The sequence below is a fragment of the Bergeyella porcorum genome, from assembly GCF_042427575.1.
GTDB lineage: Bacteria > Bacteroidota > Bacteroidia > Flavobacteriales > Weeksellaceae > Bergeyella > Bergeyella porcorum.
On sequence record NZ_JBHMFD010000013.1, the window covers coordinates 303,228 to 326,099 of the forward strand.

The 22,872-nt window shown below is 37.4% G+C and carries 18 protein-coding genes and 1 pseudogene; 10 read left to right on the forward strand and 9 right to left on the reverse strand.

Annotated elements, in window-relative coordinates:
* Positions 1-70: 70 nt before the first annotated feature.
* The gene (locus tag ACFFUE_RS09445; protein ID WP_376834754.1) at positions 71-874 is read right to left on the reverse strand and encodes a head GIN domain-containing protein; all 804 of its coding nucleotides are present in this window, start codon (positions 872-874) and stop codon (positions 71-73) included.
* Between the two features lie 79 nt (positions 875-953).
* Between ACFFUE_RS09445 and ACFFUE_RS09450 the strand changes: the two genes are divergently transcribed.
* The 8 genes from ACFFUE_RS09450 to ACFFUE_RS09485 all read left to right on the forward strand — a co-directional run bounded on the left by ACFFUE_RS09450 (position 954) and on the right by ACFFUE_RS09485 (position 12,338).
* Positions 954-3,110, forward strand: coding sequence for a M3 family metallopeptidase (locus ACFFUE_RS09450; RefSeq protein WP_376834756.1), 2,157 nt, complete (start codon positions 954-956; stop codon positions 3,108-3,110).
* A gap of 174 nt (positions 3,111-3,284) precedes the next feature.
* Positions 3,285-4,079, forward strand: a complete 795-nt coding sequence (locus ACFFUE_RS09455) for a thymidylate synthase (protein ID WP_376834758.1) — start codon at positions 3,285-3,287, stop codon at positions 4,077-4,079.
* 32 nt (positions 4,080-4,111) lie between these two features.
* Positions 4,112-6,625 (forward strand): M1 family metallopeptidase, encoded by a 2,514-nt coding sequence (locus tag ACFFUE_RS09460; RefSeq protein ID WP_376834760.1) that lies wholly within the window; start codon positions 4,112-4,114, stop codon positions 6,623-6,625.
* A 144-nt stretch (positions 6,626-6,769) separates the two neighbouring features.
* Positions 6,770-7,138, forward strand: coding sequence for a hypothetical protein (locus ACFFUE_RS09465; protein WP_376834762.1), 369 nt, complete (start codon positions 6,770-6,772; stop codon positions 7,136-7,138).
* Between the two features lie 133 nt (positions 7,139-7,271).
* The gene (gene pyrG, locus ACFFUE_RS09470) at positions 7,272-8,882 is read left to right on the forward strand and encodes a CTP synthase (RefSeq protein ID WP_376834764.1); all 1,611 of its coding nucleotides are present in this window, start codon (positions 7,272-7,274) and stop codon (positions 8,880-8,882) included.
* A gap of 181 nt (positions 8,883-9,063) precedes the next feature.
* Positions 9,064-10,872: a membrane protein insertase YidC gene (yidC, locus tag ACFFUE_RS09475; RefSeq protein ID WP_376834767.1), complete on the forward strand. Its 1,809-nt coding sequence runs from the start codon at positions 9,064-9,066 to the stop codon at positions 10,870-10,872.
* A gap of 303 nt (positions 10,873-11,175) precedes the next feature.
* Entirely contained in the window at positions 11,176-11,985 is an 810-nt protein-coding gene (locus tag ACFFUE_RS09480) for a GLPGLI family protein (RefSeq protein ID WP_376834770.1), read from the forward strand.
* On the forward strand, positions 11,973-12,338 hold the full coding sequence (locus ACFFUE_RS09485; RefSeq protein WP_376834772.1) for a hypothetical protein: 366 nt from the start codon (positions 11,973-11,975) through the stop codon (positions 12,336-12,338). Before ACFFUE_RS09480 ends, ACFFUE_RS09485 begins: the two co-directional genes overlap by 13 nt.
* Positions 12,339-12,352: 14 nt before the next feature.
* Here ACFFUE_RS09485 and ACFFUE_RS09490 read toward each other — a convergent pair.
* The 5 genes and pseudogenes from ACFFUE_RS09490 to ACFFUE_RS09510 form a co-directional block, all read right to left on the reverse strand.
* A pseudogene (locus tag ACFFUE_RS09490) lies at positions 12,353-12,619 on the reverse strand (ribonuclease HII); the annotation flags it as partial.
* A 357-nt stretch (positions 12,620-12,976) separates the two neighbouring features.
* Positions 12,977-13,867, reverse strand: a complete 891-nt coding sequence (locus tag ACFFUE_RS09495; RefSeq protein ID WP_376834774.1) for a 3-hydroxybutyryl-CoA dehydrogenase — start codon at positions 13,865-13,867, stop codon at positions 12,977-12,979.
* A gap of 12 nt (positions 13,868-13,879) precedes the next feature.
* Complete coding sequence (locus ACFFUE_RS09500; RefSeq protein WP_376834776.1) at positions 13,880-14,332, reverse strand: hypothetical protein; 453 nt, start codon at positions 14,330-14,332, stop codon at positions 13,880-13,882.
* A 147-nt stretch (positions 14,333-14,479) separates the two neighbouring features.
* Positions 14,480-15,442, reverse strand: a complete 963-nt coding sequence (locus ACFFUE_RS09505; protein ID WP_327984253.1) for a Gfo/Idh/MocA family protein — start codon at positions 15,440-15,442, stop codon at positions 14,480-14,482.
* Between the two features lie 73 nt (positions 15,443-15,515).
* Complete coding sequence (locus tag ACFFUE_RS09510) at positions 15,516-16,076, reverse strand: RNA polymerase sigma factor (protein WP_327985336.1); 561 nt, start codon at positions 16,074-16,076, stop codon at positions 15,516-15,518.
* Positions 16,077-16,652: 576 nt separating this feature from the next.
* On the opposite strand from ACFFUE_RS09510, the gene tyrS reads away from it, so the two are divergent.
* Positions 16,653-17,945, forward strand: coding sequence for a tyrosine--tRNA ligase (gene tyrS, locus ACFFUE_RS09515; RefSeq protein WP_376834779.1), 1,293 nt, complete (start codon positions 16,653-16,655; stop codon positions 17,943-17,945).
* A 347-nt stretch (positions 17,946-18,292) separates the two neighbouring features.
* Complete coding sequence (locus ACFFUE_RS09520; protein WP_376834781.1) at positions 18,293-18,535, forward strand: DUF8828 family protein; 243 nt, start codon at positions 18,293-18,295, stop codon at positions 18,533-18,535.
* A gap of 61 nt (positions 18,536-18,596) precedes the next feature.
* Here the strand turns inward: ACFFUE_RS09520 and ACFFUE_RS09525 are convergent, their stop codons facing one another.
* The 3 genes from ACFFUE_RS09525 to dnaN all read right to left on the reverse strand — a co-directional run bounded on the left by ACFFUE_RS09525 (position 18,597) and on the right by dnaN (position 22,799).
* Positions 18,597-19,001 (reverse strand): META domain-containing protein, encoded by a 405-nt coding sequence (locus ACFFUE_RS09525; RefSeq protein WP_327984248.1) that lies wholly within the window; start codon positions 18,999-19,001, stop codon positions 18,597-18,599.
* Between the two features lie 35 nt (positions 19,002-19,036).
* Positions 19,037-21,472 (reverse strand): phenylalanine--tRNA ligase subunit beta, encoded by a 2,436-nt coding sequence (gene pheT, locus ACFFUE_RS09530; protein ID WP_376834783.1) that lies wholly within the window; start codon positions 21,470-21,472, stop codon positions 19,037-19,039.
* Positions 21,473-21,671: 199 nt separating this feature from the next.
* Positions 21,672-22,799 carry a DNA polymerase III subunit beta gene (dnaN, locus tag ACFFUE_RS09535; RefSeq protein ID WP_376834785.1) on the reverse strand — a complete coding sequence of 376 codons (1,128 nt, stop codon included), beginning with the start codon at positions 22,797-22,799 and terminating at the stop codon, positions 21,672-21,674.
* Positions 22,800-22,872 lie beyond the last annotated feature (73 nt).

The window sequence follows — 22,872 nt, forward strand, 5'->3', positions numbered from 1 at the left end:
GAAATATTCTTTATCGATTGCCAATGGTTTAATTCAGAATAAGCATATATTGAACATTATACAAATTTTACTATCTTACAGAAACCCTACCACTGCTGCTTTGCGTTTTTTCTACGGAAATCTCTCCCTTTTTATAAGCAATGATCTCTCCTGAGGAGTTGGCATCGGCTACCAATCTTTTAGAAACGCTCACTTCAATAGAACCACTGCTAGAAGCCTTGGCTTCTGCATTTTCTACCGTAAGTTCTTTCGCTTTGATATCTGCGGAGGATGAGGTTTTTAGTATAGCATTTTTACTTTGCCCTTTTAGGGTGATGTCTCCCGAAGAGCTGGCATCAGCAATGAGGTTGAGTGCCCAGATGTTTCCAGAATAATCACCGCTGCTGGAAGTTTGGATGTGGAGGTCATTGGCTTCAAAATCGCCTTTGATGCTTCCCGAGCTGCTAACGCTTATGGAAAGTTGGTTTTGAGTAAAAGTTGGTCGTACAACAATATCTGCCGAAGAGTTGGCAGTAATGGCTTTAAAATCTTTAGCGAAAATTTTAGCATTGATGTATCGGGTGCTGTAGAGGTTAATTTGTGGTTTGATACGAATGGAGAGGTTACCATCGGTATTTTCCACCAAAACTTTATCTATAATTTCTTTTGGTGCGTAGATGATGACTTTTTCCTCGTCAGATTTTACAACTTCAGCATTGATGGAAGTCCCCACTTTAATGGTACTAAAATCTCCTAGATATTCCTTTTGTATGATATTGTTGCTAAGTTCTATATCTTTGGATTTCAGGATATTATTTATAGGGTTGGAATTATCCTTTGTAGAGCAGGCCGTCAGAAAAGCACAAGCCATTATACCAAAAAAATGCTTTCTCATAATATTTTATATTTGTATTTCTCAAATTTAAAGAAAAAATAACTAATTTAGCACTTGAGTTTAAAATAAAAATTTAAGAATGAAAAATATTGCAGCGTTATTTTTAATTCCGTCATTGGCGGTGACTACTGCTTGTACTACGATGAAAACAACACAAAACAAGCCTCTGCAAGAGGAAGTTGCCTTAAAAGATGAGGTGGCAGGAAATCCTTTCTTCAAGAAAAGTGCCCTTCAATATCAAGCTCCAGAGTTTGATAAAATTAAAGATTCAGATTACAGACCAGCGTTTGATTATGGCTTGAAAGTACAGTCTGAGGAGATTGAAAAAATCATCAATAATCCAGAAGCACCTACCTTTGAAAATACAGTCTTGGCATTGGAGCAAAGTGGCGAGGTGCTAGGAAGAGCCAGAACGGTTTTTTATAACTTAGTAGGTACCAATATCAACCCAGAGTTGCAAAAAATTCAGAAGGATTATTCTGCGGTATTTGCGGCTCATAGTGATAAGATTTTCTTGAATGCAAAATTGTATGAAAGAATTAAAAAAGTTCACGAACAAAAAAATAAAATAACAGATGCAGAAAGCCGCCGTTTGGTAGATTTCTATTTGGAGCAATTTGAACTTTCGGGAGCCAACCTTTCTGATGCTCAAAAAGAAGAAATGAAGAAAATTAATTCAGAATTGGCATCACTTTCCACAGAGTTTTCTACCCGCCTTCTAGATGCGAGAAAAAATAGCAGCCTTGTGATTTCTGATGTGAAGGAGCTAGAGGGCTTAACCAACGATGAGATTGCAGCGGCAGCTCAAGATGCTAAAAAAGCAGGACACGAAGGAAAATACCTTCTCACAATTTATAATACTACGCAACAGCCATTGCTTCAGAGTCTTAAAAATAGAGCGACAAGAGAAAAACTCTTCAAAGCGTCTCAGCAAAGAGCCGAGAAAAATGACTCGGGAGATACCCGCGAAATCATTGAAAAGATGGCTAAATTAAGACTGAAAAAAGCCCAACTCTTAGGTAAAAAATCATTTGCAGAATGGAAACTTCAAGACCAAATGGCAAAAACTCCAGAGGCGGCAATGAAGCTATTGGCAGAATTGGCTAAGCCAGCGGTGGAAACAGCTAAGATGGAAGCAGCAGAGATTCAGAAATTGATTGATAGCCAGAAAGGTGGGTTTAAATTGCAACCGTGGGATTGGAGCTATTATGCAGAGCAAGTGAGAAAGGCTAAATATGATTTGGATGAAAATGAAATCAAACCTTATTTTGAAGTGCATAATGTGCTAGAAAAAGGAGTATTCTTTGCTGCTGAGAAATTCTACGGAATGACTTTGAAGAAAAGAACCGATTTGCCTGTATATCACCCAGAAGTTTTGGTCTATGAAGTGTTTGATAAAGATGGTTCTTCTATGGCGTTGTTTTATGTAGATTTCTTCTCTCGTGAAAGTAAAAGAGGTGGGGCGTGGATGAGCTCCTTTGTGAAGCAAGCCAGCAGTAAAGGACAAAAACCTGTAGTAGTGAATGTCCTCAATTATCAAAAGCCTGCCGCAGGAAAACCTGCCCTCATCAGCTATGATGAAGTGACAACGCTTTTCCACGAGTTTGGACACGCTTTGCACGGATTGTATGCCAACCAAAAATATGGTAGCCTTTCTGGTACTAGTGTAGCAAGAGATTTTGTGGAATTGCCTTCTCAGATTAATGAATACTTTGCCTTGGAACCAGAGGTTTTAAAGAACTATGCCCTTCACTATGAAACCAAGCAACCTATGCCACAGGAGTTGGTAGAAAAGATTAAAAAGGCATTGACTTTTAACCAAGGTTTCTCCACCACAGAGACGGTAGCCGCGGCTGCATTGGATATGGCGTGGCATTCTATTACAGATGAAAGCCAAGTAAAGCCAGCTTCGGAGTTTGAAGTAGAGGCATTGAAAAAAATCGGATTGTATGTGCCACAGATTCCACCAAGATACCATTCGCCATTCTTTGCTCACATTTGGGGAGGAGGTTATTCAGCGGGGTATTATGCTTATATGTGGAGCGATTTACTAAGTGCTGATGGTTGGGATTGGATTACCAATAATGGAGGAGCTACCAGAGCCAATGGTGAGAAGTTTAGAAAATCAGTACTTTCTACGGGTAATACTGTGGAGTATAATGAAGCCTATAAAAACTTTACGGGAAGACAACCAGATCTTAAGTCTTTGTTAAGAAGTAAAGGATTTATCAAGTAACATCAGCGTTAGAAATCATCTAATTGAATAAAAAAATGAAGCTGTTCGAAAAGGGCAGCTTTTTTATGCTACTAAATTTTGGTAACATAAATTTCGGGGGCTAGTCTATAGTATTAAGATTAAAAATATTTGGTAAATTTGACCATTGAAATTTAATTAAGATAATAACACATTATGCAAAACTATCAAGCATTGCTTCAATATATATTGGATAACGGTACGGATAAAACCGACCGCACAGGTACGGGAACTCGCAGCGTTTTTGGCTATCAGTTGAGGTATGATTTAGCAAAAGGTTTCCCGTTGGTAACCACTAAAAAAGTTCATCTAAAATCCATTATCTATGAGCTTCTTTGGTTTCTGAAAGGAGATACCAATATCGGATATTTAAAGGAGAATGGTGTAAGTATTTGGGATGAATGGGCAGATGAAAACGGAGATTTAGGCCCTGTGTATGGAGCTCAATGGAGAAGCTGGCAAGGCGCTGATGGCAAGGTGATAGACCAAATATCCGAAGTGATAGACCAGATAAAAAAGAACCCCGATAGCCGCCGACTGATAGTATCTGCGTGGAATGCTGCGGAAATTCCCAATATGGCATTGGCACCTTGCCACGCGATGTTTCAGTTCTATGTGGCAGATGGCAAACTCTCTTTGCAACTGTATCAGCGTAGTGCAGATGTTTTTCTTGGGGTACCGTTTAATATAGCGAGCTATGCTTTGCTTACGATGATGGTAGCACAGGTTTGTAATTTAGAAGTGGGTGAATATGTGCATACCTTTGGCGATGTGCATATCTATAACAACCATTTTGAACAAGTGAAAAAACAACTGTCCCGAGAGCCGCGTGCTTTGCCTACAATGAAACTAAATCCAGATGTTAAAAATATTTTGGATTTCAAATACGAAGATTTTACCTTAGAAGGCTATGATCCTCACCCAGGTATTAAAGCCCCTGTGGCGGTATAGCCATTGTTCAACCCTCAATTTTAATCAAGAAAATGAAAAAAATACTCATATCGGCTCTTTTATTGGGAGCAATTTCAGGGATTAATTTATCCTACGCTCAGACGGAAACCTCTGGGAGAGAAAAAGTATATAGAGCATCCCATACCAAAACCACGGAGCTGAAACATACCAAGCTGAAAGTAAAATTTGATTACGAAAAAGAACAAATGGCAGGTGAAGAATGGCTTACCGCTTCGCCTTATTTTTATCCATCAGATTCCTTGGTGCTGAATGCTAAAGCGATGCTCATCCACGAAGTGGCATTGGAGAAAAACGGAAGCAAAACACCGTTGAAGTATGATTATAAAGAGGATATATTGAAAATCAATCTGGATAAAACTTATCAAAAAAATCAAGATTATACAGTTTATATCAAATATACCGCACGCCCCAATGAAGTGAAGCAGAAAGGTAGTACTGCCATTACAGATGCCAAAGGACTTTATTTCATCAATGCCCAAGGGAAAGAAGCGGATAAACCAGTGCAGATTTGGACTCAAGGAGAGACCGAATCTTCCTCCGTTTGGTTTCCTACTATAGACAAACCTAACCAGAAAACTACACAGGAAATCTATATGACTGTGCCAGATAAGTATGTAACGCTTTCCAATGGCTTCCTAAAATCTTCTACCAAAGAAGGTAATGGACTTAGAACAGACCATTGGGTGATGGAGAAAAAACACGCACCTTATTTGTTTTTTATGGGAGTAGGAGACTACGCTGTGGTAAGAGATAAATGGAGAAATATCTCAGTGGATTATTATGTGGAAAAAGAATATGAAGCTTATGCCAAGCAGATTTTTGGGATGACACCAGAGATGATTGAGTTTTTCTCAAAAAAGCTAAACTATGATTATCCTTGGAATAAATATTCTCAGCTGGTGGCCCGCGATTATGTAAGTGGAGCAATGGAAAATACCACAGCAGTAATTCACGGTGAGCAGGCACAGCAGAAGCCAGAGGATTTGATAGACCAAAATGTTTGGGAAGATGTGATAGCACACGAGCTGTTCCACCATTGGTTTGGCGATTTGGTAACTACGGAAAGCTGGGCAAATCTTACGGTGAATGAATCGTTTGCCAACTATTCTCAGTACCTTTGGAATGAGTACAAGTATGGTAAAGATTATGCCGATTATACCCTGAAAAAGGAAGCAGATGCTTACTATATGAACCCTGAAAATATTTCCAAAGATTTGGTGCGGTTCAATTATCATTCTCGGGAAGATATGTTTGATGCCGTATCTTATAACAAAGGTGGTTCTATCCTTCATATGTTGAGAAATTATTTGGGCGATGAGGCATTTTTTGCAGGCATTTCAGACTATCTCAAATCCAATGAATACGGAACGGGAGAAGCTCATCAGGTAAGACTGTCTTTAGAAAAAGTTTCGGGGAAAGATTTGAACTGGTTTTTTAATCAATGGTTCTTCGGAAACGGACACCCAAAGCTGAGCTATACCTATCATTTTGAACCCGTGAAAAAACAAGTCACTGTGGCTATCAATCAGTTGCAAATAGGAGATTTTTTTCAATTTCCTTTGGCAATGGATGTCTATGTGAATGGGAAGCCTACCCGCCAGAATGTTTGGGTAGATGCTAAGGCTAAAAATGAATTTACATTTTCTGTAGCGAAAAACCCAGAATTGATAAACCTCAATGCCGATGGAATCTTATTGGGAGAAATTTCGGAAACCAAAACGCCAGAGCAATATTTGCTTCAATACCAAGGTTCTAAAGAATTTTTAAGCAAATGGAAAGCGGTGCAAGATGCTGCAAAAAATGCCGCCACCAGCGAAGTAGCTTTGAAAACTTTGGTAGTAGCACTGAAGGATACCAATTACCCGTTGCGTATAGAAGCGTTGAAAGGGTTAGAGCTATCCAAGCCTAATCAGGCAAAATTGGCTCTTGCTGAGGTAGAGAAATTGGTAAGCAATGACCCGAAAACATTGGTTCAGGCAGCGGCAATTACCGCCCTTTCAAAGACCAATGATAGAAAATATTTACCTCTATACGAGAAGGCAAGCACGGCGTTGTCCAATTCGGTAAAAGGTGCGGCTTTAGCAGCGATAGTTCAGATAGACCCAGCAAGAACCAAAGCGTTGTTGGAAACCATTAATCTGGAAAATGCCAATGAAGATTTGATTACCAAACTGTTACCATCTATTGTGGATAATAAAATGGAAAAACACGCCCCTGCGATAGGGCAGGTGGTAGCCTTCTATCCGTTTATTAAATTTCAAGACCCTAAGCTGGGAGATGTAGCAGAGAAAGGCTATCAGTGGATAATGGAGACTGACCAACTGAAAGCAACGCAAAATGTAACCAAAATATTTTCGGCGGTGAAAGGGCAGTTATCAGAAAATCCTCAAGCCAAGATGATGTTGCTACAAGTGATAAAAGACGGACTAGAAAAGAAAATGCAACTGCTGAGAGCTAATCCATCCAATGATGCGGTAAAACGACAAGTAGAGCTGCTGAATAAAGTAGTAGAAGAGTATAAATAGTACAGAAATAGAACCATTAGCCATCGCCTCTATTGCGATGGCTTGGTTTTTACGAAGGAGGTTTGGTATTAAAATTGTTGTGTTAAGGTAGCCCACAGCTTAAAGCTTACTGCAAAAAAAAACTATCTTTAAAAAATATTAAAAATGAAAAAAAGCGTATTAATAGCATTGAGTTTTATGGCGGGAATGTTATTACTATCTTGCCAAAGTAGAAAACCTAATACCCAAGCGAATATGAATGAGTCTAATAAAAAACAAGCAGATACTGCGAAAACCAGCATCAAAGACCAATCTGAACTGTTGAAAGAGTATTTTAAAAAGAAGAAACCTTCTAGGGAGGAGTTGATGAAAATGGCGAAGGAAAAAGGAATACCATATAGAAAAGAAGAAAACGGAAAGGTGTATGAGCTGCAAGGCTTTGATGGTAGAGGAATGCCAATCTACTACACCACTTTTTCTGCAAAAGAAGAGATTATTCTCCCCAAAGAGGAAAAAATAGAAGTTAAAAAATAGAAAAATAAATAAGCTGTCTCACTTTTTTTGAGATGGCTTATTTTTCTTAGGTTTTGATGTGTGGGAATTAACATCTCCAATAAATTTGTATCGCATTGTTTTTTCCTTTAACTTTGCACAAACCTAAATCTAAATGAGTAAAAAGAACACTAAATACATCTTCGTAACAGGAGGTGTGACATCTTCTTTAGGGAAGGGCATTGTCTCAGCATCTTTGGGACTTCTTCTAAAATCTAGAGGCTTCAATGTTACCATACAAAAATTAGATCCATACATCAATATCGACCCAGGAACACTCAATCCCTATGAACACGGGGAATGCTATGTGACTGAAGATGGTGCCGAAACCGATTTGGACTTAGGACACTACGAAAGGTTCTTGGATTCACCTACCTCTCAGGATAATAATGTAACCACAGGAAGAATCTATCAAACCGTTATAGAAAAAGAACGAAAAGGAGATTTCTTAGGGAAAACTGTGCAAGTAATTCCGCATATTACCAATGAAATTAAGCGTAGAATAAAAATCTTAGCTAAGCAAAATTACGACATCATCATCACCGAAATTGGAGGAACGGTGGGAGATATAGAGTCTCTACCTTATATAGAATCGGTACGCCAACTGAGATGGGAATTGGGCGAGAACAATTCTATGGTGATTCACCTTACCCTATTGCCTTATCTCTCGGCAAGTGGGGAACTAAAAACCAAACCATCACAGCACTCTGTACGCCAACTGATGGAAAGCGGTATCCAAGCCGATGTATTGGTGTGCCGTACAGAACATAAAATCCCGAAAGAGCAGAGAGCAAAATTGGCTCAGTTTTGCAATGTGCCATCGGAAAATGTTATAGAATGTATGGATGCAGATACCATCTATCAAGTGCCTTTGGACTTACAAAAACAAAAGTTTGACGAAGTGGTTTTAAAAGAGTTGGATTTACCTATTAAGAAAGAATCTGACCTTAAAGATTGGAAAAATTTCTTGAAGAAACATAAAAATCCGAAACGCAAAATAGAAATTGCATTGGTAGGGAAGTATGTATCGCTTCAAGATTCTTATAAATCTATTGCAGAAGCCTTTATCCACGCAGGAGCAGAGGAAGAGACGGAGGTGAAAGTGCGTTGGGTATATAGTGGAGATATTACAGCAGAGAATGTAGCAGAAACCTTCTCGGGGATAGATGGGATGCTCATTGCCCCAGGCTTTGGAGATAGAGGGATAGAGGGGAAAGTACTCGCAGCTCAATATGCCAGAGAGCAAAGTATTCCACTTTTAGGGATTTGCTTGGGAATGCAGGTGATTACTATAGAGTTTGCCAGAAATGTCTTAGGTTTGGAAAAAGCCAACTCTATGGAGTTTGATGCTGGTACGCCAGATCCAGTGATTTCCATTATGGCAGATCAAAAAAATGTAGTAGATAAAGGAGGTACAATGCGTTTAGGGGCTTGGAAGTGTGCTTTGAAAACGGGTTCTAAATTGGCAGAAATTTATGGAGCGAAAAATATTTCGGAAAGACACCGCCACCGCTATGAGTTTAATAGCGAGTACCAGCAGGAATTTGAGAAAAACGGTCTGGTGCCTACGGGGTTCAATCCAGATACCAAATTGGTAGAAACCATAGAGCTGAAAGACCATCCATTTTACATTGGTGTTCAGTATCATCCAGAATATAAAAGTACTGTAGAAACGCCTCATCCATTGTTTATTGCTTTTGTTCAGGCGTGCAGTCAGCGTAAATAGACCATCTTTGGCAAGGCTCTTTTGGGGACTTGCCAAAGTTTTTCTCTTTATATGGGTGAGGTTTTAATTGCCCTTAATTTAAACTCTTTGAAAAAAAAAGAGTATTTTTGTCCGCTTTTATCAATCAAAGGCTATCCGTTTAGTCTTTGAGAAAATGTTTAGAATAATTAATTTCATTAAAATGCAACAAAATAACGGATTAGACAAAAATCAGTTAATCAGTTTTATGCTGTTTTCCCTTATTATGATAGGGGCAATGTTTTATTTTCAGGATAAACAATCTAAAGAACAACAGCTAAAAGAGGCTCAAAACCCTAAAAAAGAACAGGCGAATGCTACCAAACCTGCTGTAGCCGCCAATCTTAATGGCAATGTGTCTGCGGCAGCCATACAAGCGGTTAATTTGCAAAATGAAGAGTTGAAATTGGAATTTTCTAGCCTTGGTGGGCAGATTTCCAAAGTAGAACTGAATCAGTACAAGGCTTATGACCATAAAACGGATAAAGCAGACCTGCCTCTGTATCTGATGAATAAAAACAATTCTTCCTACGGATTCCAGTTTAAGGATAAAACAGGAAAAACCATCAATACCAAAGACCTGGTGTTCACCCCAGTGGTGAATGGTAATACAGTAACCCTTACCAGCAATGTGAACGGAGCTATCATCCAGTTTATCTATACTTTATTGCCAAAATATAAGGTAGATTTTCAAGTAAGAACGCAGGGTTTATCTCAGTTGGTAACCGATGGTAAGGCTAATTTCGTTTGGGATTATCAGGTAAGAAATGTGGAAAAAGGTAGATCTCAGGAGCAAACCCACTCGGAGTTTGTCTATACTTTTAATAATTATAAAGACTATGACTATGATGGCAGAACCACAATGGAGGAGCCAGATGAGACTTTGAACTGGCTAGGCGTAAAGCAGCAGTTTTTCTCTTCCGTCATAGAGGCTAAAAATGGATTTACCAACTCTAAAGGCTATCAGGATATGATAGAAGAAGGGGAGTATCTTAAAAAGCTTAACTACGATGGGCAAGTGCAATTGGTGGGCAACGAACTCAATCAAGATTTTACTTGGTATTTCTTACCATTGGATTTGAACTTGTTGAAATCTTATGATAAGAACTTTGATGAAATTTTACCGTTAGGTTGGTCATTCATTGGGACTATGAATCGTTGGTTTTTCATCCCAGTTTACAATTTGATTTCCTCTTGGGGAATTGCCGCAGGATGGGCTATTTTCTTACTTACGATTTTCGTGAAACTCATTTTGTCGCCTATTATGTTTAAACAACATAAGCTGAGTGCGATGATGAGGGTAATACGCCCAGAAGTGGACGAAGTGAATGAAAAATATAAAGATGCCGACCCAATGAAGCGTCAGCAAGCTATAATGGAAGTGTATAGAAAGGCAGGAGTAAACCAGATGGCAGGCTGTCTACCAGCATTGTTGCAGATTCCTATCTTCTACGCATTATTCCGTTTCTTCCCTAATTTTATTGACCTAAGAGGGCAGAGCTTTTGGTTTGCAAAAGACCTTACCGCCTATGATGATGTGATAAAACTACCATTCCATATTCCATTTTTAGGGGAACACTTAAGTATTTTTGCGATAGCGTGTACCGTGGTGATTTTGATTTACACGATGATGACTTCAGGTAATATGCAGCAACCTACACAGCCAGGAATGCCGAATATGAAAGTGATTATGTACATTTTTCCAATTACTTTCCTATTCTTCCTTAATGCTTCGGCATCGGGGTTATCTTGGTATTACTTTGTGTCTAATGCTATCAACATTGTCATTATTCTTGTGATTAAATATTGGATTTTAGACGAGAAGAAAATTCACGCACAGATTCAAGCTAATAAGGCACAGCCTAAGAAGGAAGGAAAATTCCAAAGAAGAATGCGTGAAATGATGGAGAGAGCCCAAGCTCAACAGGAAGAAATGAGAAAACAACAGCAACAACAAAACAAGAGAAAATAATAGCGATAAGCGTAATTTTTGCTAGAGATTTACCATTGATAAATTCCCTTTCAGAATCAATTCTGAAAGGGAATTTTTTTACTCAAGATTATGCAGTAGAATTAAGTTTTTGATATATATGAAATCATCGAACAAAACCTTATGGTTTACTGCTTAAAACGTATTGCGTAATTGTGATTTACTAAACGATTGTTTGATTTTGGCTTTTATTATAAAAAAAATGATGTTGAAATTTGTTTATTTTGATGAAAAGTGTATATTTGATGTGCTGAATTAAATTTGACTAAAATGTATTTTAAAGTTATGAATAAGTATTTTTCAGTTGTATTATTATTGTTGGTTAATTTTTTATTTTCCCAAAAACTCAATGTACATTATAAACAATGGGCACAGACGGACATTAACGACCCTTCTTATATCGAGGAAGATGATTTAATATTGCAAATAAGGAATCATTCTTCTATCTATTACAGTCAGAAGTATCATTTTATAATGACTAATCAGCAGAAGGCAATGGAAATGGGAATTAATCCCAATAAAATTTCTAATAACTACATCATACAAAAGGATGGAGATAAAATTTTCCATATAAGACCTATTGAAAGAGATTTCGTGAAATATCAAGAATTGGAAATGCCGATATGGAAGCTGGAAAATGAAGAGAAAACCATAGATTCTTTGAAGGCTAAAAAGGCAGTTTGTGAATACAGAGGTAGAGCGTTTACCGCTTGGTACACAGATAGTATTCCTATTTCTGATGGGCCTTTTAAATTCAAAAATTTGCCAGGATTGGTTTTGGAAGTAGAAAGTGCGGATGGGCATTATAAGATTAAACTGAACGGGATTGAAAAAGAGGAAAGCGAATTAGAATTTCCTAAGGCAATCACCGTAAAGAATAGAGCAGAGTATTTGAATGAGTTAAAAAAGTTTGCGGATAATCCTAGTTATAAAATGATTCAGCGGGACAATGCCAATACTTTTAAGTATAAAACCTATGTAGATGGTAAAGAAGTGAATAATTCAGAGAAATATAAGTTATTTAATAAATTTGTGTGGGATTTTATGAAAATTCATAACAATCCAATAGAAAAAGATGATTTATGGATAAGATAATAGGAAAATGCTTGCTGCTGATATTGTTTCTGAACTCGTTCAGTTTTTATGCTCAGAGCAGATACGAAAAAAAGTATGTAAAAGTGGAAATTACCAACCGATGGAATGCGGATTCTCTTAGAGTTGTTCAGAAAAAATTAAAAAGGGACTACGGCATTGATTTTTCTTTTAAAAATGTGAAATTGGATGAAAAGAAAAAGATAAAAAGTCTGGATTTGTATGTGAATTGCAATGATGGGTACAAAGGAAGTGCTTCCTTTGCGGGTAATGTGGAAGGAAGTTACTTTGGTTTTTACAGAGATTATGGCTACTTTGCATTAAAATACTTTGGGGTAGGTTATATTGAGAAGTAAAATACTGATTGTGTTTAATACACCAGCTTAAAGGATTTTCTATGATGGATGGTTGCACCATATTTCATCAAGGCTTCTTGGTGGTGTTTGGTGGCATAGCCCATATTTTTGTTCCAACCATATTCTGGGAAAGCTTCGTGAAGTTCTATCATCAGTTTATCCCGATAGTTTTTGGCTAAGATGGAAGCTGCAGCAATGGATAGTACTTTAGAATCTCCTTTGACGATGCATTGGTGGGGAATGAAAGGGTAGGGCTTAAACCAATTGCATATCATTAAAATTGCTCAAAGTAGAAAATGGAGCCCCAATATTCTGGTCCAGATTCATCGCTTTAATGTACTGATAGGTGATTCCGTAGCGTTCTGAAAGTTTAAGTTTAGAAACATTGAGGTATTTTAAAGGTTTAAATGGTATAAGCCTTTTTCGGAAATGAAAATTCTTATTTTTTCATTAACTTTTTTTTAGGTCAAACGCACGAAATTTATAATCCGTTAATAACTAGTAATTTGCATTTTCGTTATTCTCTATTAAAGCAATTAAGAGTAAATTTTAACACATTGATAATCAATGTATATATTTAGCAAATATCTTCAAAATATAATTTCGTGCGTTTAGCCTAAAGATTATTGAATAAAACCTTATTTAATAAACATTTTCGCTACCTTTTCTGCTTTTTTACTTTCAGAATAATCATAGAACCCTTCGCCTGATTTTACCCCGAGTTTCCCTGCGGTTACCATATTCACTAGTAGTGGATTAGGAGCGTATTTAGGATTTTTAAATCCATCATACATCACATTTAGAATGGCTAAACAAACATCTAACCCAATGAAGTCTGCTAACTGAAGAGGCCCCATAGGATGAGCCATACCGAGTTTCATCACGGTATCGATTTCCTCTACACCTGCTACGCCGCTGTATAGCGTTTCTATGGCTTCGTTAATCATTGGCATTAAGATTCTATTAGCCACAAATCCAGGGTAGTCGTTCACCTCTACAGGGACTTTTCCTAAGGTTTTAGACATTTCGTAGATGGCATCAAAAGTTTCTTTAGAAGTAGAGTACCCTTTGATGATTTCCACCAATTTCATAATCGGAACGGGATTCATAAAGTGCATTCCTATCACTTTCTCCGGTCTTTGGGTAACGGAAGCAATTTTCGTAATCGAAATGGAAGATGTATTGGTAGCCAAGATGCAATGTTCTGGCGAAAAATCATCCATTTGTTTGAAGATTTTCAATTTCAAATCCAAGTTTTCCGTTGCCGCTTCTACAATAAGGTCTGCGGTTGCTGCCGCTGCTTTTAGGTCTGTAAAAGTAGTGATGTTTCCTAAGGTCTGTGCTTTTTGCTCTTCGGTAAGGTTGCCTTTAGCAATGATTCTATCCAGATTGGTAGTAATGGTTTTTAGCCCTCTGTCCAAAGCTTCTTGGGATACATCTACAAGGTTTACCTTAAATCCTGTTTGTGCAAATGTATGGGCAATGCCATTCCCCATAGTTCCTGCACCGATGACAACAATGTTTTTCATTTTTAATAATTTTTATTTTGAAATTTTCAATTCTTCTAATTTTTTAATGCCTGTTCGTTTTATTTTGACTTCTTGTTCTAAAATGTTTTGAGCAACCTTTTCGGCAAAATTGACAATGCCATCTGCATTAGGATTTCTTTTGCTGTTTTGTTTTTCAATGGTTTTTTGCAATTGAGCAAAGAAATCTTCTTTATATTTAGGTTTTAGCGTATCCAAAGAGATATAAATACGGTATTCTCCCTCTCTGCCCAGTCCGCTTTGTTTGTAGATTTTAGGAAGCGTAAGTTTTTTTGAGGCAAAATAGGTTTTAGTAAACTCCAAAACCATATCACTGCTGGGAGCACCACAGCAAATGCTACCGTAATAAATAGAGGCATACTCCGTTTTTGGGGAAGGCTCTGGTGCTTCAGATTTTTGGCTGGCACAAGAGACCATCAGTATTATAGCAAAGAATAAATGTTTCATTTTTTTAGTTTTAAGTTTTGAGTGCTGAGTTTTAAGTTTTGAGAAAAGAAGAAAGAGAAAAGACTTTCTTAAGAGTTTTAAGTGTTGAGTGCTGAGTTTTGAGTTTTTACCATCAACTATCAACAAACAACCATCAACCATCAACCACTAACTTATCATCTTCATAATTTCCAAAGCTACTTTCAAGGCTTCGGTGCCATCTTCCAATGAAACTTCCACATTTTTATTTTCTGTAATGGCATCGGCAAAGGCATTCAGTTCGTCTAAAATAGCATTATTAGGCTGAATGTTTGGATACTCAAATAAAATCTGATTTCGTTCTCCTTCTGCATTTTCAATAATCATATCAAATGGGGAAGGCTCATCAGGAGCCGCTTTCATACGGATAACTTCTGCTTTCTTTTCTAAGAAATCCACAGAAATATAGGCATCTTGCTGGAAGAAACGGGATTTTCTCATCGCCTTCATAGAAATGCGGGAAGTGGTAAGATTAGCAACACAGCCGTTTTCAAATTCAATTCTGGCGTTGCAAATATCTGGCGTTTTAGACACCACGCATACCCCCGAAGCGTGAATGCTCTTCACGGGAGATTTTACAATGGATAGCAAAATATCCAAATCGTGAATCATCAAATCTAGCACCACAGAAACATCGGTTCCCCTTGGGTTAAACTCCGCCAATCTGTGAATTTCAATAAACATCGGATTTTTGATATAATCCTTCGTAGCAATAAATGCAGGATTATAGCGTTCTACGTGACCTACTTGGGCTTTGATGCCGTATTTTTCGCATTGTTCTAATATGTCCTGAGCTTGTTCTAAGGTCTGCGTAACGGGCTTTTCTATGAAAAAATGTTTGCCGTTTTCTATGGCTTTCAAAGCGTAATGATGGTGATAAAGGGTAGGGGTAACAATGTCTAAAACCTCTATCTGAGCAAGCAATTCTTCAAAATTTTCAAAGTATTTGTAGCCCAATTCGGCTTCTAGTTTTTTACCATTTTCGGCATCGGCATCATAGAAGCCTACCAATTCATATTTATCACTTTGGTTTAGCAATTTTAAGTGGATTTTTCCGAGGTGTCCTGCACCTACCAAACCTGCTTTTAGCATAAAGAATATAATTTTTTTGTAAAGATAATAAATTTTGAAAATTGGAATTAATCCTATTGAACCATCACATCATCTATTTTCTGAAATCGCTGTCTTTTAGCAGTTGTTCCAAGACTTTTTTGGCTCTCATAATGCGTACTTTGGTATTGGAAAGCGAAAGATTGAGCTCCTCCGAAATTTCTTTGATGCTTTTTTCTTCAAAGAAACGCAGACGGATAATTTCCCGATAACTATCGTCCATAGAATTGATAATCTCTTGGATGTTATCCATTTCCTCTTCCGAGATGAGGAGCTCCTCTGGCGATTGGGCATACTGATTTTTCACTTGTTCCAGAGAATCGGTGATTTCTTCATTTTCCTTATTTTTCTTTCTCCAAAAGTCAATGATGGTATTTTGGGCAATGGTGAGAACCCAAGTTTTAAATTGGAAATTAGGGTCGTACAGCTCCAGCTTATTCAGAACTTTGGAAAATACCGATACTGTGATTTCATCGGCATCGGTTTCGTTTTGCACTTTTTTCATCACGAAAGAAAAAACATCTATCCAAAACAGATTGATGAGTTGTGTCTGAGCTTTGGGTTTCTTCTCTCGTGCCTCAAAGATTAGAGATAAAAGGGAATCTTCATTTGTCATATCGGTTACAAAAATACGATTTATCAATGTAACAATGTATCAATGTATCAATGTAGGAATGTAACAATGTACCAATGTAACCTGTTGCGGGGAATGAATGTAATCTGTATTTTATTCCAAACATATTGAGGGAAATCAATGTAACTTGTATTTTATTCCAAACAAGTTGCGGGAAATCAATGTAACTTGTATTTTATTCCAAACAAGTTGCGGGGAATGAATGTAATCTGTATTTTATTCTAAACAAGTTGCGGGGAATGAATGTAATCTGTATTTTATTCTAAACATATTGCGGGGAATGAATGTAATCTGTATTTTATTCTAAACAAGTTGCGGGAAATGAATGTAATCTGTATTTTATTCTAAACATATTGAGGGAAATTAAATACTATTGATTTTATTTTAAAATAACATATTTTACGATAATTTACTTTTGTTTTAGCTTTAAATATATTGATTTGTTAAAATTAAAGATATTACGCTTGCTTAAAACTTCAATATTTCAGGATTTTACATTTAAGTGGAGTTCAGTTCAAAATTAATATCTTTGCAACATTAATTTTTATTTTTAATCCAATGAACGCATTTATTGAAGAACTGAAATGGAGAGGGATTTTTGCAGATGCAACCCCAGAGACAGAAGAACTACTCAATAAAGAACAAACTTCGGCTTATGTGGGCTTTGACCCTACGGCAGATTCCCTACACTTAGGTCATCTGGTGCCTATTATCGTTTTAAGACACTTTCAAAATCACGGACATAAGCCTTATGCCTTAGTGGGCGGTGCTACGGGGATGATAGGCGACCCATCGGGGAAATCTAATGAGAGAAACTTGCTAAACGAAGAGCAATTAGCCAAAAATGTGGCAGGGCTGAAAAGCCAATTGCAAAGGTTCATCGATTTTAATTCCAGCGAAAGTAATGCTGCTGTGATGGTGAACAACTATGATTGGATGAAGGATGTTACCTTCCTAGAATTTGCCAGAGACATCGGGAAGCATATCACCGTAAACTATATGATGGCGAAAGATTCTGTAAAGAAAAGACTTAATGGCGAGTTTCAAGAAGGAATGAGCTTCACGGAGTTTACTTACCAACTATTGCAAGGGTTTGATTTCCTTCATCTCTACCAGCATCACGGCGTAAAATTGCAAATGGGTGGTAGCGACCAATGGGGTAACATCACCACAGGAACGGAGCTTATCCGTAGAAAAGTACAAGGCGAGGCGTATGGGCTTACTTGTACGCTCATCACCAAAGCCGATGGATCTAAATTTGGGAAAAGTGAAGCGGGGGAAAATGTTTGGCTAGATGCGGCAAGAACTTCACCGTATAAGTTTTATCAGTTTTGGCTGAATCAATCGGATGTGGATTCTGAGCGTTATATCAAGATTTACACCTTCCTTTCTAAGGCGGAGATAGATGCCATTGTAGAGGAGCATAAAACAGCACCGCACGAGAGAAAACTCCAAAAGAAACTGGCAGAGGCAATTACCGTTTGGGTACACGGGCAAGAGGAATATCAGAAGGCTTTGAAGGCTTCGGAGATTCTATTTGGGCGTTCTACTGCAGAGGATTTGGTGAGTTTGGACGAGGCTACTTTCCTTGAAGTTTTCGATGGCGTTCCACAAAAAGAGGTGGCTAAACAAGAGGTGATAGGGGCAAATATTGTAGAGCTTCTTTCTGAAAAATCAGGGTTTCTAAAATCTAAAAGTGAAGCCCAAAGGGAACTGAAAGGCAATGCCATCTCTGTAAACAAAGCAAAGGTAGATGATGCTTTTACAGCTCAGGAAACGGATTTGATAGATGGTAAATTCTTACTTCTTCAAAAAGGGAAAAAGAATTATTTCATCGTGAAAGCGGTGTAGGGGTAATGGTTAATTATTAATTATTAATTGGTAATAGTGGCGTGATGCTACTACTATCATAGAAGATAAAAGAAAATCCGAGCGAAATCGTTCGGATTTTTTTATGCTTTCTTGGGTATCAGTCAAAAACTATTTACAATTTAAAAGTTTCAAAGACAATGTCTTTATAGTATCAGTATAAGATTTGTTCTGCTGATTATTCCAAAATATTTCATTTCATTATTCTGTACCATCTTGGTATAAAACCTGCTTATCTCATTGAAATTAAAGTGTGCAAAAAGTAAAAATTAATACTAATAAATTCCAATAATATTTTCTATCTTTGCTAAAGTTAAAATATTAAACCAATGAAATTACCAAAATTTTTATTAGCAGATAACTCTGAGTTTCCAGAAGATTTATTCGTAGTGCATACAGAGTACCCAAGATTCATCCTCAATGTAGAAGAGGAAGAAGTAGAATGGCTAGACGATTTAGAAGGTGATGATGAGGAAACTATGGCAGATGAAGCAACTAAAGTTGTAGAGCAAGCTTTCAGATTTTGTGAGGAAGAAATCGCAAAGTATGATGATGAAGACGAAGAAGAATAGTCTATTTTAGTCTATAAAAAAAGAAGCCTTACAGATTTGATTTGTAAGGCTTTTTCAGTTGCTATTGTTTGTTAAATTTCATCAGTAAAATCTGACCTTTATACAGTGATAAAGTATTTTCGCTTACCACATATTTATCGGCTTGCCCTAGCATACTTAGGAAGTTGCTTTCTGTAGCCATATCAGAACACGCCATTTTGGTTGTAGCCAAATTGGTTGCAGAAAAATTTCCCGCAGTAGCATCCAAAGTAACTCCTCCAAAATAACTATTGCATCCCGAATTTCCCGAGATTTTACCATTCTCTATGGAGAGTGTAGGTGTTTTTCCTTTAACAGTTTCCGCCAAAATCCATTGCGTATTGACGATGGAAGCTTGCTTACCTCCTACCTTAGAGATGGCACTTTGCACGCTGGTACACGCCGTAAGAATCATTGCTCCGAAAATGATTAATGCTATTTTTTTCATTTTATTTCTTTTTAAAATTAATATTTCCCCAAAAATTACCCTCTCAGTTCTGCACCAAATTCTTTAGTAAAAGTCTTGATAAGGGCATTCATTACTTCAGAAATGTCTTTTTCTTCCAAAGTTTTTTCCTCGTTCAATAGTTCAAAACTCAAGGCATAAGATTTCTTACCTTCAGGAAGGTTTTTCCCTTCATAAACATCAAATAGATTAATCGCTTTAAGATATTTAGATGGATTTTTCTTAGCCGCTTGGTACAGATTGCTGTATGTAATATCTTTATCCAATAGCAATGCCAAATCTCTTCGGGTTTTGTTAAATTTTGGAATATCTACAAACTTAAAATTCTCCTTGGTTCTAAGAGATTGAGCTGCCTCCAACTCTATCTCTGCATAGAAACAATCTTGTTCTATATCAAAGTTTTTCAATAGATTAGGAGCTACTTTACCTAATCTTACCACTGTCTTTCCGCCTACTTTCAAAGCTATAGCATCAGAGAAACGCTCATCTTCTAGTGCTACTTCTTCTACAGCTACATTAAGACGCTTCAATAAAACCTGAACATAAGCCTTTAAGTGATAGAAACTGGTTTCAGATTTTGGCATCAACCAATTTTCTGCCTTCTCTCTACCGCTTACTAAAAGTGCCAATTGTTTTCTTTCCTCGTATCTGTATTTTGTTTTTACCTCTTCTGTATTGGTATTAGGATAGCGATGATAGATTTTGCCCAATTCAAAAAACTTAATATCTGCGTTCTTTCTATTGATATTATAAATGGTATTTCCTAAAAGTCCTTCTAAAAGTGAAGTTCTCATAAACGCTAAATCTCCACTCAGCGGATTAAGAAGTTTCACAGCATTGGTCTCATCTTTTACCGTAGTGAGGGAATTATTCATCACTTCATTAAAACCATTGCTTTGTAGGGTTCTTGCCCAAGAGTTTTCCAATTCATCTTGGTCGTCAAAGCTTAGTTTCACAGGGGTAAAGGCGATTTTTTGTGGTGCTTCTATCTTATTGTATCCATAGATTCTCAGCACTTCTTCTATCACATCTATCTCTCTGGTAACATCTGCTTTGAAGGTAGGCACAGAAAGCTCCAATCCATTTGGAATTTCATTTAAAATTTCAATTTCCAATGATTTTAAAATTTCTTTTACTTTCTCTCTGTGAATTTTTATTCCCAAAATTTGGTCTAGCATAGAATACCTTAGCACCACATAGCTTCCTTCTATTTTTTTAGGATAAAACTCCAAAAGCTCTCCCACCAGCTTTCCACCTGCCAAATCTTCTATCAATTTGATAGCGTGTGTAATGGCTGTTTTTGCATTATTAGCATCTACCCCTCTTTCAAATCTGAACGAAGCATCGGTATTAAGCCCGTGAGCCTTTGCTGCTTTTCTCACTGCAACGGGATTAAAATAGGCACTTTCCAAAAAGACGGTTTGGGTTTCAGAAGTAACACCAGAATCCGCACCTCCAAAAACTCCCGCAATACACATTGGGCGGCTATTCTCATCTTTTATCATAATCTCGGAGCCATTGAGTTTTCGCTCTACTCCATCCAAAGTTTTGAATGAGGTTCCCGCTGCATTTACCCCTACTTTCACGGTTTTTCCTGCTATTTTATCGGCATCAAAAGCGTGTAATGGCTGTCCCAGACCGTGCAAAATATAATTGGTAATATCCACAATATTGTTGATAGGACTTAGCCCAATAGCTTCCAAGCGATTTTGCAACCACTCTGGCGAATCTTCTACCGTAACATTACCAATGACAGCCCCGATGTATCTAGGACACAGCTCTGCATCTTCTACTTCCAGCTGAAAATGATGCTCGCCCTCCCCTTCCAAAGGCAGAGAACTGAGTTTTTCAAATTCAGATTTTAGATTGTTGGTAGAAAGGTAAGCGTGCAAATCTCTGGCAACGCCGTAGTGAGACATTGCATCGGTTCGGTTGGGCGTTAATCCGATTTCAAAAACCTCATCTTTCACAATGTCAAAATATTCTGCAAACGGTTTCCCTACAACATACTTGTTCTCATCTAAAACCATTATACCACCGTGGTCATCACTTAGTCCCAATTCATCTTCTGCACAGATCATTCCTTGGGATTTCTCCCCACGGATTTTAGCCTCCTTTATTTCAAAGAAACTTCCATCTTTTGCGTAGATTTTAGTGCCCACCGTAGCCACTGGTACTGTCTGCCCCGCTTCTACATTGGGAGCTCCACATACAATGTCCAACACCGTTCCATTGCCTATATCTACTGTTGTTTTTTTAAGTTTATCTGCATTGGGATGCTTCTCGCAAGTTAAAACTTTTCCTACTACAATACCTTCTAGCCCTCCTTTGATGTTTTCAAAGGTTTCGATGCCCTCCACTTCCAAACCTATATCGGTGAGGCAATCGCCTATTTTTTCAGTTTTTAACTCCGTAGAAATAAAGTTATTAAGCCAATTTTTTGAAATTTTCATTTTATCAAAATTTATTTATCAATCCTCATTGGTGGTAACGCTTCTCTTAGGATAATTTACCCACCAATGGTAAGTTGCAAATATCGTGATTTTTATAGAAATGATGAAGTTTTAAACCATCAAATCAGTTCTTTGTTCATAAAAAAGAGACCTGAAATAAGTTCAAGTCTCTGGTATAAAAAGTGGATAATTCATTCCATTACAATCCTATCACAGGCATAGATAGCATCAGAAGGTGTTCGTTTTCTTCCAAGCCATCTACGGGCTCTATAATACCTGGACGGTTGGACTGCGACATCTTCATCGTAATATCATCTGCCCCGAGTATAGCCAACATCTCTGATAAAAACTTAGAACTGAACCCAATATTGATGTCTTCCCCGTTATAATCACAAGGTACTTGCATATCTGCTTTGTTAGCATATTCTGTATCTTCTGCGTGAAGGTGAAGAATGTTCCCAGAAAGCTTAAAACGTACCTGATTGGTAGATTTATTAGACATAATAGAAGCTCTTTTAATGGCGTTGAGCAGCAAACTTCTATTAATGGTAAGCACATTAGGGTTTTCCTTTGGAATTACCGCTAGGTAATTAGGATATTTACCATCTATCAAGCGGCAAATCCAGATATTATTCCCAAAAGTAAACTTCGCCATATTTTCGCTGAACTCAATCACCACATCATCTGCCGAGTTTGCCAATATATTTTTAAAAATATTCAAAGGTTTTTTCGGCATAATGAATTCCATTGGCTCTGCTTTCAAATCGGTTCTTTTATACACCACCAAACGATGAGAATCCGTAGAAACAAAATTGGTCTCTTCCTCACCAAACTGGAATAAAACCCCCGTCATCACTGGTCTAAGAGAATCATTAGAAGTTGCAAAAAGTGTATTAGCCAAAGCCTCAGAAAGAATCCCCGATGGAATGGTAACACTCTGTGCTGTATCAAACTCTGGTAGCTCTGGATAATCTTCTGCATTGTCCAATGCTACTGCAAAGCTGTCTCTTTCATCCAAAATTTCCAATAGACTTCCTGTTCCTTCTTCATTAGGCTTCACAGAAAGCGTTAGCGGTTGTTCATTGTATGTTTTCACGAAGTCTTGCATAATCTTCGCAGGAACGGCAAATTTCCCTGTATCCTCAGACATCACTTCCAAAGAAGTAATCAATGTGGTTTCGCCATCAGACGCCGTGATTTTCAAGTTTTTTTCTTCTAATTCAAAAAGGTAATTTTCCAGAATAGGACGCGATTGCGAACTTGAAATCACTCCACTTACTGTCTGTAAGGCTTTCTGCAAATCACCACTAGAAACTATAAATCTCATAATAAGAAATAATTTTTACAAATATAGGAATTTGATAACTAATAATAACAAACATTATTGAGATTTTTTTAAA

Bases quoted from the DNA above. Each gene is read 5' to 3' on its own strand.
- ACFFUE_RS09520 (WP_376834781.1), top strand. From the start codon at position 18,293: ATGAAATTACCAAAATTTTTATTAGCAGATAACTCTGAGTTTCCAGAA.
- ACFFUE_RS09510 (WP_327985336.1), bottom strand. From the start codon at position 16,076: ATGACAAATGAAGATTCCCTTTTATCTCTAATCTTTGAGGCACGAGAG.
- tyrS (WP_376834779.1), top strand. From the start codon at position 16,653: ATGAACGCATTTATTGAAGAACTGAAATGGAGAGGGATTTTTGCAGAT.
- ACFFUE_RS09495 (WP_376834774.1), bottom strand. From the start codon at position 13,867: ATGAAAAACATTGTTGTCATCGGTGCAGGAACTATGGGGAATGGCATT.
- pheT (WP_376834783.1), bottom strand. From the start codon at position 21,472: ATGAAAATTTCAAAAAATTGGCTTAATAACTTTATTTCTACGGAGTTA.
- ACFFUE_RS09450 (WP_376834756.1), top strand. From the start codon at position 954: ATGAAAAATATTGCAGCGTTATTTTTAATTCCGTCATTGGCGGTGACT.
- ACFFUE_RS09485 (WP_376834772.1), top strand. From the start codon at position 11,973: ATGGATAAGATAATAGGAAAATGCTTGCTGCTGATATTGTTTCTGAAC.
- ACFFUE_RS09525 (WP_327984248.1), bottom strand. From the start codon at position 19,001: ATGAAAAAAATAGCATTAATCATTTTCGGAGCAATGATTCTTACGGCG.
- yidC (WP_376834767.1), top strand. From the start codon at position 9,064: ATGCAACAAAATAACGGATTAGACAAAAATCAGTTAATCAGTTTTATG.
- ACFFUE_RS09445 (WP_376834754.1), bottom strand. From the start codon at position 874: ATGAGAAAGCATTTTTTTGGTATAATGGCTTGTGCTTTTCTGACGGCC.
- dnaN (WP_376834785.1), bottom strand. From the start codon at position 22,799: ATGAGATTTATAGTTTCTAGTGGTGATTTGCAGAAAGCCTTACAGACA.
- ACFFUE_RS09465 (WP_376834762.1), top strand. From the start codon at position 6,770: ATGAAAAAAAGCGTATTAATAGCATTGAGTTTTATGGCGGGAATGTTA.
- ACFFUE_RS09505 (WP_327984253.1), bottom strand. From the start codon at position 15,442: ATGCTAAAAGCAGGTTTGGTAGGTGCAGGACACCTCGGAAAAATCCAC.
- ACFFUE_RS09455 (WP_376834758.1), top strand. From the start codon at position 3,285: ATGCAAAACTATCAAGCATTGCTTCAATATATATTGGATAACGGTACG.
- ACFFUE_RS09480 (WP_376834770.1), top strand. From the start codon at position 11,176: ATGAATAAGTATTTTTCAGTTGTATTATTATTGTTGGTTAATTTTTTA.
- pyrG (WP_376834764.1), top strand. From the start codon at position 7,272: ATGAGTAAAAAGAACACTAAATACATCTTCGTAACAGGAGGTGTGACA.
- ACFFUE_RS09500 (WP_376834776.1), bottom strand. From the start codon at position 14,332: ATGAAACATTTATTCTTTGCTATAATACTGATGGTCTCTTGTGCCAGC.
- ACFFUE_RS09460 (WP_376834760.1), top strand. From the start codon at position 4,112: ATGAAAAAAATACTCATATCGGCTCTTTTATTGGGAGCAATTTCAGGG.